The sequence below is a fragment of the Streptomyces sp. NPDC049813 genome, assembly GCF_044465085.1.
Taxonomy (GTDB): Bacteria; Actinomycetota; Actinomycetes; order Streptomycetales; family Streptomycetaceae; genus Streptomyces.
The window spans coordinates 570,839-584,221 of the sequence record NZ_JBITLI010000003.1 but is presented as its reverse complement, the minus strand read 5'-3'; the positions used below and the strand labels follow the sequence as shown (position 1 = coordinate 584,221).

9 protein-coding genes and 1 riboswitch are annotated in these 13,383 nt (G+C 71.9%); of the genes, 6 read left to right on the top strand and 3 right to left on the bottom strand.

The features are described 5' to 3' along the window. Positions 1-53: 53 nt before the first annotated feature. A complete protein-coding gene (locus ACIBW6_RS09980; RefSeq protein WP_399058631.1) occupies positions 54-584 on the bottom strand; it encodes a DUF6082 family protein in 531 nt (176 codons plus the stop codon). 219 nt (positions 585-803) lie between these two features. On the opposite strand from ACIBW6_RS09980, the gene ACIBW6_RS09975 reads away from it, so the two are divergent. Further along, positions 804-2,048 carry a CobW family GTP-binding protein gene (locus ACIBW6_RS09975; protein ID WP_399058629.1) on the top strand — a complete coding sequence of 415 codons (1,245 nt, stop codon included), beginning with the start codon at positions 804-806 and terminating at the stop codon, positions 2,046-2,048. Between the two features lie 59 nt (positions 2,049-2,107). Here the strand turns inward: ACIBW6_RS09975 and ACIBW6_RS09970 are convergent, their stop codons facing one another. After that, complete coding sequence (locus ACIBW6_RS09970) at positions 2,108-4,573, bottom strand: DNA topoisomerase (ATP-hydrolyzing) subunit A (RefSeq protein ID WP_399058627.1); 2,466 nt, start codon at positions 4,571-4,573, stop codon at positions 2,108-2,110. A 344-nt stretch (positions 4,574-4,917) separates the two neighbouring features. Here ACIBW6_RS09970 and ACIBW6_RS09965 point away from each other — a divergent pair, with 344 nt between their 5' ends. The 4 genes from ACIBW6_RS09965 (at position 4,918) to ACIBW6_RS09950 (ending at position 9,810) form a co-directional block, all read left to right on the top strand. After that, complete coding sequence (locus ACIBW6_RS09965) at positions 4,918-6,294, top strand: M16 family metallopeptidase (protein ID WP_399058812.1); 1,377 nt, start codon at positions 4,918-4,920, stop codon at positions 6,292-6,294. Positions 6,295-6,311: 17 nt separating this feature from the next. Further along, positions 6,312-7,679 carry a M16 family metallopeptidase gene (locus ACIBW6_RS09960; protein WP_399058810.1) on the top strand — a complete coding sequence of 456 codons (1,368 nt, stop codon included), beginning with the start codon at positions 6,312-6,314 and terminating at the stop codon, positions 7,677-7,679. A gap of 237 nt (positions 7,680-7,916) precedes the next feature. Further along, positions 7,917-8,089: riboswitch (cyclic di-AMP (ydaO/yuaA leader) on the top strand. Between the two features lie 12 nt (positions 8,090-8,101). Continuing rightward, positions 8,102-8,902: a M23 family metallopeptidase gene (locus ACIBW6_RS09955; RefSeq protein ID WP_399058625.1), complete on the top strand. Its 801-nt coding sequence runs from the start codon at positions 8,102-8,104 to the stop codon at positions 8,900-8,902. A gap of 221 nt (positions 8,903-9,123) precedes the next feature. After that, positions 9,124-9,810, top strand: a complete 687-nt coding sequence (locus tag ACIBW6_RS09950) for a GntR family transcriptional regulator (protein ID WP_399058623.1) — start codon at positions 9,124-9,126, stop codon at positions 9,808-9,810. Between the two features lie 214 nt (positions 9,811-10,024). Here ACIBW6_RS09950 and ACIBW6_RS09945 read toward each other — a convergent pair whose 3' ends face one another. Further along, complete coding sequence (locus ACIBW6_RS09945) at positions 10,025-10,306, bottom strand: HPr family phosphocarrier protein (RefSeq protein ID WP_324769149.1); 282 nt, start codon at positions 10,304-10,306, stop codon at positions 10,025-10,027. A 180-nt stretch (positions 10,307-10,486) separates the two neighbouring features. On the opposite strand from ACIBW6_RS09945, the gene ACIBW6_RS09940 reads away from it, so the two are divergent. After that, positions 10,487-13,315, top strand: a complete 2,829-nt coding sequence (locus ACIBW6_RS09940; RefSeq protein ID WP_399058620.1) for a GNAT family N-acetyltransferase — start codon at positions 10,487-10,489, stop codon at positions 13,313-13,315. Positions 13,316-13,383: the final 68 nt, after the last annotated feature.

The following is a 13,383-nucleotide window of genomic DNA, read 5'->3' as shown; positions in this document are numbered from 1 at the left end:
TGGCGGCCTTGCGGTCGCACGGGTGTGTGGCGGGCTTCCGGGTGCTGTGGGCCTCACAGTGGCGGCGGCTCGCCCACCACCCACCACTCGTCCGTGTCCGACTCCTCCCGCTCCTGCAGAAGCGTTTCGGCGATCTGCCCGACCTCCGCCTCCGTCGACGACGGGTCAAGCGAGGCGCGATGGGGCCGCGTCGCTTCCCAGTACTCGCGGATGTGTGGGCTCTGGAAGAGGTCGCGCAGGTGCCCGCGCAGCTGCCGCTGGTCGAGGAGGCCGGCGTCGTAGAGGTGGAAGGCGTTGATGTACCAGAGGTTGGCGTAGAGGAACTGCCGCAGCTTCTCCGGCGGCAGATCGAGTCCGTAGCTGTCGATGACGACGGCCAGAGCGGGGTCGTCGAGGGCCTTGCTCAGAAGTTCCCAGTGCATGCGTTGCTGATGGGCGCGGGCCTGGCGGCGCCACTCCGCCGCCGTCCCCGCCCGGCCGGGGCCGTACAACTGCCATAGATGCGCCGTGGCGGTGCCCGCGAGCCCGCCGGCGACGACTGTGGCGACGACCGTCCGCCATGACCTCGTACTCTGTGTGACCATGTCAACCCCCGATCCAGGCGGCGGTCCGCCGGTCGTCGGGCGCGGGTCGAGGGCATGGGGACCGGCGAGCGAAGGGCGGCGCGCTTGCCGTCTCCCAGGGTGCCGAGCGGCTCTGATCGGCTGGGAGGCGGAGAGGAGGCGCACGGAAGCATTGTCGGGTCGCGGCGACCGGCGCCATGCCCCACATCTGCCCATGCGGCGACGCAAACAATCGTTCACATGGCTGTCTTCGTACCCGCGCCTATCCTGGAGCGGCATTCGTCCGTGGCCGCAAGAAAGTCCGTGGTGAGCAAGAGCGTGGTGACCAAGGTGAGTCCGCAGATCCCCGTCGTCGTCCTCGCGGGCTTCCTCGGCTCGGGGAAGACCACTCTGCTGAACCACCTGCTGCACCACAGCGGTGGCTCGCGGATCGGGGCGATCGTCAACGACTTCGGGGCGATCGAGATCGACGCGATGGCGGTCGCCGGGCAGTTGGGCGACGCGACGCTCTCGCTCGGCAACGGCTGTCTGTGCTGTGCCGTGGACGCCAGTGAACTCGACGTGTATCTCGACAAATTGACCCGCCCCGTCCTCGACGGCCGGCTGATGGACGTCATCGTCATCGAGGCGAGCGGCATCGCGGAACCGCAGGAGCTGGTGCGGATGGTGCTGGCCAGCGAGAACCCGCGGATCGTGTACGGCGGGCTGATCGAGGTCGTCGACGCGGCCGAGTTCGACGCGACCCGGCGCAAGCACCCGGAGATCGACCGGCACCTCGGTATCGCGGACCTCGTCGTGGTGAACAAGAGCGACCGGGTGCCCGACGCCGAGCGGGAGCGGGTGCTGGGTGCGGTGCGGGGAGCGGCCGGCCGTGCCGCCGTCGTCAGCGCGTCCTACGCACGGATCGACCCGGAGCTGCTCTTCGACTGCCGCCCCACCGAGGAGCGGATCGGCCAGCTGTCCTTCGACGACCTGCACCGGGGCCGGGCACACGACCCGCGCGCGGGAGAGGCGCACGCCGAGCATCTGCACGCCGCCTACGAAAGCGTCGCGTTCGCCTCCGGGACGCCCATGGACCCCCGGGCGCTGATGGAGTTCCTCGACAGCAGGCCCGAGGGCCTCTACCGCATCAAGGGGTACGTCGACTTCGGCGCGGCCGACGCGGCCAACCGGTACGCGGTGCACGCGGTCGGGCGGTTCCTGCGCTTCTATCCCGAGCCGTGGCCGGCCGGCGCGGAGAGGCTCACGCAGCTCGTCCTCATCGGGGCCGGCATCGACACACAGGCGCTCCACCACCAACTGGACGCCTGCCGGGGCGGCGGGACGGGCGACGCCCCGCACACCGTCGACCAGCACGGCATGTGGGGCGTTCTGCGCTACGTCCAGGACAAGGGCGAGGCCGAGCCCGACGAACCCGATGAGCCCGGCGAGCCCGGCGAGCCCGGCGAGATCCAGGACGTACAGGACCTCACCGGAGCGGACTGAGCGGACGGAGCAGACGGAGTCACCGGAACAGAGGACCTCACCGGTCCCGCGTGACCGCCCTACACGGGCCCGGCCACCGCCGCGACCGTCTTCGGCAGGGAGATGCCCGAGCCGTCGCGGCGCGGGTCCATCTCGGTCAGCTCGGCCGGCATGCCGTTCCTCTGCGTCGCGCGCGCGGGCGACGGGCCCGCCCAGGCCAGGCTCAGGCAGTCCTCGCCCTTCAGGAAGCGCTGGCAGCGCACGCCACCGGTCGCGCGGCCCTTGCGGGGGTACTGGTCGAACGGCGTGAGCTTGGCCGTCGTCTGCACCGAGTCATCGAGCGTGCCGCGCGAACCCGCCACCGTGAAGACGACCGCGTCGGCCGCCGGGTCGACCGCGGTGAAGGAGATCACCTTCGCCCCCGTGGCCAGCTTGATGCCGGCCATGCCGCCCGCGGGGCGGCCCTGGGGGCGCACCATGGAGGCCTGGTAGCGCAGCAGCTGCGCGTCGTCGGTGATGAAGACCAGGTCCTCCTCGCCGGTCCGCAGCTCGACGGCGCCCACGATCCGGTCACCGTCCTTGAGGGTGATGACCTCCAGCTCCTCCTTGTGGGAGGGGTAGTCCGGGATCACCCGCTTCACGACGCCCTGTTCGGTACCGAGCGCGATGCCCGGCGACGACTCGTCCAGCGTCGTCAGGCAGACCACTGCCTCGTCCGCGCCCAACGTGGAGAGGAACTCGGAGATCGGCGCGCCACCGGAGAGGTTCGGCGCGGACGCCGTGTCCGGGAGCTGCGGCAGGTCCACGACGTTCAGGCGCAGCAGCCGTCCCTCGGAGGTGACCACGCCGATCTCGCCGCGCGCCGTGGCCGGTACCGCGGAGACGATCACGTCGTGCTTGGCGCGCTTGGCGTCCTCGTCCGCGGCGAACGGCTCACCGTTCGCCGTACGGGCCAGCAGGCCGGTCGAGGAGAGCAGGACGCGGCACGGGTCGTCGGCCACCTGCAGCGACACCGTGGCCACCGCCGGGCCCGACGACTCCAGCAGCACCGTGCGGCGGTCCGTGCCGAACTTCTTGGCGACCGCCGCCAGTTCCGTGGAGACGAGCTTGCGCAGCTCCGCGTCGGAGTCGAGGATGCCGGTCAGCTCGTCGATCTCGCCGTTGAGCTTGTCGCGCTCCGACTCCAGCTCGATGCGGTCGAACTTGGTGAGCCGGCGCAGCGGCGTGTCCAGGATGTACTGCGTCTGGATCTCGCTCAGCGAGAAGCGCTCGATGAGCCGCTCCTTGGCCTGCGCGCTGTTCTCGCTGGAGCGGATGAGGCGGATGACCTCGTCGATGTCGAGCAGCGCGACGAGCAGGCCCTCCACCAGGTGCAGCCGGTCCCGCTTCTTGGTGCGGCGGAACTCGCTGCGGCGGCGCACCACGTCGAAGCGGTGGTCCAGGTAGACCTCCAGCAGCTCCTTGAGGCCCAGCGTGAGCGGCTGGCCGTCCACCAGCGCCACGTTGTTGATACCGAAGGACTCCTCCATCGGCGTCAGCTTGTAGAGCTGCTCCAGGACGGCCTCGGGCACGAAACCGTTCTTGATCTCGATGACCAGGCGCAGGCCGTGCTCGCGGTCCGTGAGGTCCTTCACGTCGGCGATGCCCTGGAGCTTCTTGTTGCCGACGAGCTCCTTGATCTTCGCGATGACCTTCTCGGGACCCACCGCGAAGGGCAGTTCGGTGACGATCAGGCCCTTGCGGCGCGCCGTCACGTTGTCCACCGCGACCGTCGCACGGATCTTGAAGGTGCCGCGGCCGGACTCGTACGCGTCCTTGATGCCGGACAGGCCGACGATCCGGCCGCCCGTGGGCAGGTCGGGGCCGGGCACGAACTTCATCAGCGTCTCGAGGTCGGCGCCCGGGTGCTTGATCAAGTGCCGCGCGGCGGCGATCACTTCGCCGAGGTTGTGCGGCGCCATGTTGGTCGCCATGCCGACCGCGATCCCCGACGCGCCGTTCACCAGCAGGTTCGGGTACGCCGCGGGCAGAACCAGGGGCTCCTGTTCCTGCCCGTCGTAGTTCGGCGCGAAGTCGACCGTGTTCTCCTCGATCGACTCCGTCATCAGGTGCGCCGCCGGATCCATGCGGCACTCGGTGTACCTCATGGCGGCCGGACGGTCGTCGTTGCCCAGCGAACCGAAGTTCCCGTGCCCGTCCACCAGCGGCACGCGCATCGAGAACGGCTGGGCCAGGCGCACCAGGGCGTCGTAGATCGACGCGTCGCCATGGGGGTGCAACTTACCCATGACCTCGCCGACGACGCGGGCGCACTTCACGTAGCCGCGGTCGGGGCGCAGGCCCATCTCGTTCATCTGGTAGACGATCCGCCGGTGGACGGGCTTCATCCCGTCCCGGGCATCGGGCAGGGCGCGCGAGTAGATGACGGAGTACGCGTACTCCAGGTAGGAGCCCTGCATTTCGTCGACCACGTCGATGTCGAGGATCCTCTCCTCGAAGGCAGCGTCGTCATCGGGTCGCGGGGTCTTCGTGCTGCGGCGGGCCATCGCTGCTGCGGCTCCTTCACCAACATCTACGGGAACTGTCGCGGACCATTGTGGACCGCCCCACTGACAACGCTGATCGCGACCCGTCGGAACGGGGTGCCCGGCGGCTCGCCGACGGGCCTTCGTGCTCGCTCAGGGCGTAGCCCGGACGGGAACTTCGCCAGGCGCCCGCACGCTTGCATACAGTGGCAGGACGGGGAGCGGTTTCGTGTGCACAGTGTTGCCCGCGGACACGGCGTCTCTCAGCATTCTCCAGCTTTTCCGATGTTCTCAGCGTTCTCAGCGTTCATAGCTTTCATAGCTTTCTCCGTCTTTCCCCCGCGATCGAAGGGACGTACATGCCCATGGGTCACACGGCCACCGCCGAGGCCGGCTCCGGCGGCCTGACAGCGACCGAGCACCGGCTGGCCAACGGCCTGCGTGTCGTGCTCTCCGAGGATCACCTGACCCCGGTCGCGGCGGTCTGCCTCTGGTACGACGTCGGCTCGCGCCACGAGGTCAAGGGCCGTACGGGCCTCGCCCACCTCTTCGAGCACCTGATGTTCCAGGGCTCGCAGCAGGTGCACGGCAACGGTCACTTCGAATTCGTACAGGGCGCGGGCGGTTCGCTCAACGGCACGACGAGCTTCGAGCGCACGAACTACTTCGAGACCATGCCCGCCCACCAGCTGGAGCTCGCGCTGTGGCTGGAGGCCGACCGCATGGGCTCCCTGCTGGCCGCCCTCGACGAGGAGTCGATGGAGAACCAGCGGGACGTCGTCAAGAACGAACGCCGTCAGCGCTACGACAACGTCCCCTACGGCACCGCGTTCGAGAAGCTGACCGCCCTCATGTATCCCGAGGGCCACCCGTACCACCACACGCCCATCGGCTCCATGGCCGACCTGGACGCGGCCACCCTGGAGGACGCGCGGAGTTTCTTCCGCACCTACTACGCGCCCAACAACGCCGTGCTCTCCGTGGTGGGCGACATCGACCCCGAGGAGACGCTCGCCTGGGTCGAGAAGTACTTCGGTTCGATCGCCGGCCACGACGGGAAGCCCGCGCCGCGTGACGGCTCGCTGCCCGAAGTGATCGGCACCGAGCTTCGCGAGGTCGTCGAGGAGGAGGTTCCGGCGCGCGCCCTCATGGCGGCCTACCGGCTGCCCGAGGACGGCACGCGCGCGTGCGACGCCGCCGACCTCGCCCTGACGGTGCTCGGCGGCGGCGAGTCGTCCCGCCTCTTCAACCGTCTCGTGCGCCGCGACCGCACCGCCGTGGCCGCGGGCTTCGGGCTGCTGCGCCTGGCCGGAGCGCCCTCCCTGGGCTGGCTGGACGTGAAGACCTCGGGAGACGTCGAGGTGCCGGCCATCGAGGCCGCCGTCGACGAGGAGCTGGCCCGGTTCGCCGAGGAGGGGCCCTCGGCCGAGGAGATGGAGCGCGCGCAGGCCCAGCTGGAGCGCGAGTGGCTGGACCGGCTCAGCACCGTGGCGGGCCGCGCCGACGAACTGTGCCGCTACGCCGTGCTGTTCGGTGACCCGCAGCTCGCCCTGACCGCAGTGCAGCGCGTCCTGGCCGTGACCGCCGACGAGGTCCAGGAGGTCGCGAAGGCGCGCCTGCGCCCCGACAACCGCGCGGTGCTCGTCTACGAGCCCACGGTGCCCGCCGCCCCTCATGACGAGACCGACGAGACCGACGAGACCGCCGAGAGCGACCCGAGCGACGAGGAGGCGGGCCGGTGACCGAGCAGCTCGCGACCATGGACTTCCATCCCCGGCCCGAGGCGGGCACGGCCAAGCCGTGGGCGTTCCCGGCCCCCGAGCGCGGCGAGCTGGACAACGGCCTGACCGTGCTGCGCTGCCACCGCCCCGGCCAGCAGGTCGTGGCCGTGGAGATCAACCTCGACGCGCCGCTGGAGGCCGAGCCGGCCGCCCTCGAAGGCGTCGCCACGATCATGGCGCGTGCCTTCAACGAGGGCACCGACAAGCACTCCGCGGAGGAGTTCGCCGCCGAACTGGAGCGCTGCGGCGCCACCATGGACGCGCACGCCGACCACCCCGGCGTGCGGGTCTCCTTGGAGGTGCCGGTCTCCCGGCTTCCCAAGGGCCTCGCCCTGCTGGCCGACGCGCTGCGGGCGCCCGCCTTCGCGGACGGCGAGATCGAGCGCCTGGTCCGCAACCGGCTCGACGAGATCCCGCACGAGAGCGCCAACCCGGCCCGCCGGGCCGCCAAGGAGCTCTCCCGGCAGCTCTTCCCGGCCGACTCGCGCATGTCGCGTCCGCGGCAGGGCAGCGAGGAGACCGTCGCCGCCATCGACGCGGCGGCCGTACGCGCCTTCTACGAGAAGCACGTCCGCCCCGCCACCGGCACCGTCGTCGTGGTGGGCGACCTGACCGGCACCGACCTGGACGCCCTCCTCACCGACACGCTCGGCGCCTGGACCGGTGACACCGCGGAGCCCAGGCCGGTCCCGCCGGTGACCGCCGACGACACCGGCCGGGTCGTCATCGTGGACCGGCCGGGCGCGGTGCAGACGCAGCTGCTGATCGGCCGCATCGGACCCGACCGGCACGACCGGGTGTGGGCCGCGCAGATCCTCGGCACGTACTGCCTCGGCGGCACGCTCACCTCGCGCCTGGACCGGGTGCTGCGCGAGGAGAAGGGCTACACCTACGGGGTGCGGTCCTTCGCCCAGGTGCTGCGGTCCGCGCCGGACGGCACGGGTGCCGCGATGCTCGCCATCAGCGGCTCCGTGGACACCCCGAACACCGGGCCCGCGCTCGACGACCTCTGGAAGGTGCTGCGCACGCTCGCCGAAGGGGGGCTCACGGACGCCGAGCGGGACACCGCCGTGCAGAACCTGGTGGGCGTGGCGCCGCTGAAGTACGAGACCGCGGCCGCCGTCGCGGGCACGCTGGCCGACCAGGTCGAGCAGCACCTCCAGGACGACTTCCAGGCCCAGCTGTACCGCCGGCTCGCCGAGACGGGCACCGTGGAGGCCACCGCGGCGGTCGTCAGCGCCTTCCCGGCTGACCGGCTGGTGACGATCCTCGTGGGCGACGCCGCGCAGATCGAGGAGCCCGTCCGGGCCCTCGGCATCGGCGAGGTGACCGTCGTCTCGGGCTGACCCCCGCCCCGTACGTCGCTCGCAGCCCCGGTGGCCTCCACGGCCACCGGGGCTGCGTGGTGTCGCTCACGTTCACCCTTGTGCGGCCGGGTATCGCTTTTGTCCGAATTGGGGCGGAGGTTGCCTGTCTGCTCTGTGGCATGCGCTACAAAAGCCGGGATCCGTTTGTTGATTAAAAGATGTCCCGCTTAGCGTCGGTCCGGCTGTTCGCCAGACACGCGTCGCGCCCGCGACACCGGACAGTCATCGCCGAGTCCCCCATGGCGTGAGCCAGGGGAGCCGGGGACCCACCGCAGTCCCTGGGGTGAATCGGGCAGCCTTCCGGCCGTACAGGCCAGGACGGTCGCCCGTAGGAGACCTTCCTGCTCCGAACCCGTCAGCTAACCCGGTAGGCGAGAGGGAAGGAAAGGATCAGCCCCTACATGGCGTTCACCCGTGCCACCGGGAAGCACCGTCGTCCCAGTCGCCTCACGCGTACCACCGTGCAGGTCGCGAGTGTCGCGGCGCTCACCACGACCGGTGTGGTGGGCGGCCTCGCCGCCCCCGCCCTCGCCGCCGACACCGCGGCCCCCGAGCAGAACGGCCTGACCCAGGCCATCGCCATCGGCGACTCCCTGGCCGACCGGATCGACGCGCAGGCCGCCGCCCAGAAGAAGGCCGCCGACGCGGCCGCCGCCAAGGCGAAGGCCGAGGCCGAGGCGAAGAAGAAGGCCGAGGAAGCCAAGCGCGAGGCCGAGGCGAAGGCCGCCAAGGAGCGCGAAGAGCGCGAGGCCAAGGAGCGGGCCGCCCGCGAGGCCGAGCGCAAGCGCCTGCTCAACAGCTTCGTGGCGCCCATCTCCGGCTCCTACGTCTCCACGGGCTACCAGGCGAGCAGCGGCCTGTGGTCCTCCGGCAGCCACACCGGCATCGACTTCCACGCGGCCAGCGGCACGTCCGTGCACGCGGTCGGCGCGGGCACCGTCGTCGAGGCCGGCTGGGGCGGCGCCTACGGCAACAACATCGTGATCAAGATGAACGACGGCACGTACACCCAGTACGGGCACCTGTCCTCCATCGGCGTCTCCGTCGGCCAGGCCGTCACCCCCGGCCAGCAGATAGGCCTCTCCGGCGCCACCGGCAACGTCACGGGCCCGCACCTGCACTTCGAGGCCCGCACGACGCCCGACTACGGCTCGGACATGGACCCCGTCGCGTACCTGCGCTCGCACGGCGTGAACGTCTGACGCGCACGCACCCGCACGCGAAAGCCCCGGCTCGGCGAGCCGGGGCTTTCGCGTGCGCCCCGCATTTCTGGCCAGAAAATATCCCTGGATTCCGGTCCGGCGTCGGAAATTCGAGTGCGGTGGAATAGAGTCACCGGGCGGGCGCGACCGGAGGGTGGCATTCGCGCTCGCACAAGCGTCGATCGACCGCGTTTCGCGGGGATGAAGGCGGAGGTCGGGACATGCGCATTCCCGCACACTCGGTATGCACGGCGATCCGCGAGGACATCGTCGCGGGTGTCTACGAGCGCGGCAGCAGACTCACCGAGGAAGTGCTCGCGCGGCGCTACGGGGTCTCGCGGGTCCCGGTGCGCGAGGCGCTGCGCACCCTGGAGGCCGAGGGCTTCGTCGTCACACGGCGGCACGCGGGCGCGTGCGTGGCCGAACCCACCCGGCAGGAGGCCGCCGACCTGCTGGAGGTCCGGCTGCTGCTCGAACCGCTGGGCGCCGCGCGCGCCGCGCAGCGCAGGACCGAGGCGCACCTCAAGGTCCTGCGCGGCCTGGTCAGGCTGGGGCAGGAGCGGGTGCGGCGCGGTCAGGGCGAGGATCTGCGCTCCCTGGGCGGGTGGTTCCACGAGACCCTCGCGGGGGCCTCCGGCAGCCCCGGCCTGATCGCCCTGCTCACCCAGCTCCGGCACAAGATCGCCTGGATGTACGTCGTGGAGGGCCCGGCCCAGCCGGCCGAGTCCTGGGCCGAGCACGGTGCCATCGTGGACGCGGTGGCCCGCGGCGACGCCGAGCGTGCCCGCGCGCTGACCCTGCTGCACGCCGAGCGCGCGGCGGCCGCCCACCGGCTCCGCGTCCCGCGCGCCGCCGGTCACGTGAGGACTTCGCAACGTCCTGTAAACACGGCGAGCCTTCCCCATTAATAAAAGGGCCGTATACAAAGACGTGCGGTAATCGCCGGATCGGGCGCTTGGCATTTCTGGTGCATGCTTCGCTGCATGGTGTCCGGAGGGCAATAGATACCGGCCGCTGATTCCGTGTGGACCGGGCGGCTGTACTCGCGCGTGAATTCTTCGCGGGAACGACGAAGCCGCGCGCCCATAAAGGGAACGCGCGGCTTCGGCGGTACGAGGGGGATCAGACGGTCTCGGGGAGCTCGTCGAGACCCTCGGAGACCAGCTTCGCCAGACGGTCGAGCGCGGCGTCCGCGCCCTCGGCGTCGGAGGCCAGGACGATCTCCTCGCCGCCCTGCGCGCCCAGACCCAGCACCGCGAGCATGGAAGCGGCGTTGACGGGGTTGCCGTCGGCCTTGGCGATCGTCACGGGGACGCCGGCCGCGGTGGCCGCGCGGACGAAGATGGAGGCGGGGCGGGCGTGGAGGCCCTCGGCCCAGCCGACGTTGACGCGGCGCTCAGCCATGTGATGCTGCCCTTCGAGTGACTCAAGGTTGTCTAGACCATTCTCACACAACCGTGGCCGGGCGATCGACGGGGACCTGGGCCCCGCCGGCGCACCGCTCCGCGGCTTTCCATAGCCTGCCTCCCACGCGCGCGGGCCGCGACCCGTACGACTGTCGGTGCCCGGCCCTACCCTTGCGGCATGGAGACCCCGTCGGACCGGCACGCCTACCCCGCCCACTGGGAGGCCGACGTGGTGCTGCGCGACGGCGGCACCGCCCGGATCAGGCCGATCACCAGCGCGGACGCCGAGCGCCTGACCAGCTTCTACGAGCAGGTCTCGGACGAGTCGAAGTACTACCGCTTCTTCGCGCCCTACCCCCGCCTGTCCGCCAAGGACGTGCACCGCTTCACCCATCACGACCACGTCGACCGCGTCGGCCTCGCCGCCACCGTGGGCGGCGAGTTCATCGCGACCGTCCGCTACGACCGGATCGACTCCCAGGGCCGGCCCGCCTCCGCCCCCGCCGACGAGGCCGAGGTCGCCTTCCTCGTCCAGGACGCCCACCAGGGACGCGGGGTGGCGTCCGCCCTTCTGGAGCACATCGCCGCCGTCGCCCGGGAGCGCGGCATCCGCCGGTTCGCCGCCGAGGTGCTCCCCGCCAACACCAAAATGATCAAGGTGTTCACGGACGCCGGGTACACGCAGAAGCGCAGCTTCGAGGACGGCGTGGTCCGCCTGGAGTTCGGCCTGGAACCCACCGAGGCCTCCGTCGCCGTGCAGCGCGCCCGTGAGCAGCGTGCCGAGGCCCGATCCGTGCAGCGGCTCCTCGCCCCCGGCTCCGTCGCCGTCATCGGCGTGGGGCGGGCCCCCGGCGGCGTGGGCCGCAGCGTCCTGGAGAACCTGAAGGACGCCGGGTTCACGGGCCGCCTGTATGCGGTCAACAGGGCGTTCCCCGACGACCTCACCGAGCTCGACGGCGTCCCCGTGCACCGCTGCGTGCGCGACATCGACCCGGCCGAACAAGTGGACCTGGCCGTCGTGGCCGTCCCCGCGCCCGACGTGCCCGGCGTCGTCGCAGAATGCGGCGCACGCGGCGTACAAGGACTGATCGTGGTCTCCGCCGGCTACGCGGAGAGCGGCGCCGAGGGCCGCGAGCGCCAGCGGGAGCTGGTCCGGCAGGCCCGCACCTACGGGATGCGCCTCATCGGGCCGAACGCCTTCGGGGTCGTCAACACGGCGGCGGACGTCCGGCTCAACGCCTCCCTCGCCCCGGAGATGCCACGCCCCGGCCGCATCGGCCTGTTCGCCCAGTCCGGGGCCATCGGCATCGCCCTCCTCGCCCGGCTGCACCGCAGGGGCGGGGGAGTCACCGGGGCCACCGGCATCTCCACCTTCGTCTCCGCGGGCAACCGCGCCGACGTCTCGGGCAACGACGTCCTGCAGTACTGGTACGACGACCCGGACACGGACGTCGCCCTCATGTACCTCGAATCCATCGGCAACCCGCGCAAGTTCACCCGCCTCGCCCGCCGCACCGCCGAGGCCAAGCCCCTCGTGGTCGTGCAGGGTGCCCGGCACAGCGGCATCGCGCCCACCGGGCACGCCGTACGCGCCACCCGCCTCCCGTATGCCACGGTCTCGGCGCTGCTGCGCCAGGCCGGCGTCATCCGGGTCGACACGATCACCGAACTCGTCGACGCGGGGCTGCTCCTGGCCCGCCAGCCGCTGCCCGCCGGGCCGCGCGTCGCCATCCTCGGCAACTCGGAGTCGCTCGGTCTGCTCACCTACGACGTGTGCCTCTCCGAGGGGCTGCGGCCCAAGCCGCCCCGCGACCTGACCACGGCGGCGTCGGCGGCCGACTTCCGCGCCGCCCTCGACGAGGCGCTGACCGACGACAAGACCGACGCCGTCGTCGTCACCGCGATGCCGGCCGTGGGGGAGGGGCAGGCCGGGGACGCGGAGCTGGCGGCCGCCCTGAGCGAGGCGGCCGCGGCCGCGTCCGCCAAGCCCGTCTGCGTCGTCCACGTGGAACTGGGCGGGCTCGCCGAGGCGCTCTCCGCCGCGGCCAGCACGGGGCCGAACGCACCGGGCGCCCCCGGCACCCAGGCACCCCCACCGGCCGCCGAGACCCCCGGGCCCGCCGCGGGGACACCCCGCCTGATCCCCGCCTACCCCGCCGCCGAGCGCGCCGTCCGCGCTCTCTCCGAAGCCGTGAAGTACGCCCAGTGGCGGCGCGAGGCGACCGAGCCCGGCAAGGTGCCCGAGTACGAGGACATCGACGAGTCCGCGGCCGCCGCCCGGATCACCGCACTGCTCGGCAAGGACGGTGACCCGCGCGGTGTCGAGCTGACGCCGGACGACACCCGCGACCTGCTCGCCGACTACGGCATCGCCGTCCGGCAGACGCTGCCCGCGCCCGACGCCGACCGGGCCGCCGACGCCGCCCGCGCCCTGGGCTACCCGGTCGCCCTCAAGACGACCGCCCCGCACCTGCGCCACCGCGCCGACCTCGGCGGCGTCCGCCTGGACCTCGCCGACGAGACGGACCTGCGACGCGCCTACGACGAGCTCACCGAGCAGCTGGGCGGACCTGCCGAGCTGCGCCCGGTCGTGCAGTCCATGGCGCCCCGCGGCGTCGACACCGTCGTCCGGGCCGTCATCGATCCGGCGGCCGGCGCGGTGCTCTCCTTCGGACTGGCGGGCGCCGCGTCCGAGCTCCTCGGCGACACCGCGCACCGACTGATCCCGGTCACCGACCAGGACGCGGCCGCGGTCGTCCGCTCGATCAAGACCGCGCCGATCCTCTTCGGCTGGCGCGGCGCCGCACCCGTCGACACCCCCGCCCTGGAGGAGCTGCTCCAGCGCGTGTCCCGCCTGGTCGACGACCACCCCGAGGTGGTCGGCGTCACCCTCGAACCGGTCGTCGTCGCCCAGCACGCGCTGACCGTGCTCGGCGCCACCGTCCGGCTCGCGCCGCCGCCCGCCCGCGACGACCTCGGGCCCCGGACCCTGCCCGCCGCGTACTGACCGCACCCCGCGCACCGCCCGCACCGGGGGTTATCCACAGGGGCACCGGGGGCCCCTCCCCGGGCCTT

Bases quoted from the DNA above. Each gene is read 5' to 3' on its own strand.
- ACIBW6_RS09980 (WP_399058631.1), bottom strand. From the start codon at position 584: ATGGTCACACAGAGTACGAGGTCATGGCGGACGGTCGTCGCCACAGTC.
- ACIBW6_RS09975 (WP_399058629.1), top strand. From the start codon at position 804: ATGGCTGTCTTCGTACCCGCGCCTATCCTGGAGCGGCATTCGTCCGTG.
- ACIBW6_RS09970 (WP_399058627.1), bottom strand. From the start codon at position 4,573: ATGGCCCGCCGCAGCACGAAGACCCCGCGACCCGATGACGACGCTGCC.
- ACIBW6_RS09965 (WP_399058812.1), top strand. From the start codon at position 4,918: ATGGGTCACACGGCCACCGCCGAGGCCGGCTCCGGCGGCCTGACAGCG.
- ACIBW6_RS09960 (WP_399058810.1), top strand. From the start codon at position 6,312: ATGGACTTCCATCCCCGGCCCGAGGCGGGCACGGCCAAGCCGTGGGCG.
- ACIBW6_RS09955 (WP_399058625.1), top strand. From the start codon at position 8,102: ATGGCGTTCACCCGTGCCACCGGGAAGCACCGTCGTCCCAGTCGCCTC.
- ACIBW6_RS09950 (WP_399058623.1), top strand. From the start codon at position 9,124: ATGCGCATTCCCGCACACTCGGTATGCACGGCGATCCGCGAGGACATC.
- ACIBW6_RS09945 (WP_324769149.1), bottom strand. From the start codon at position 10,306: ATGGCTGAGCGCCGCGTCAACGTCGGCTGGGCCGAGGGCCTCCACGCC.
- ACIBW6_RS09940 (WP_399058620.1), top strand. From the start codon at position 10,487: ATGGAGACCCCGTCGGACCGGCACGCCTACCCCGCCCACTGGGAGGCC.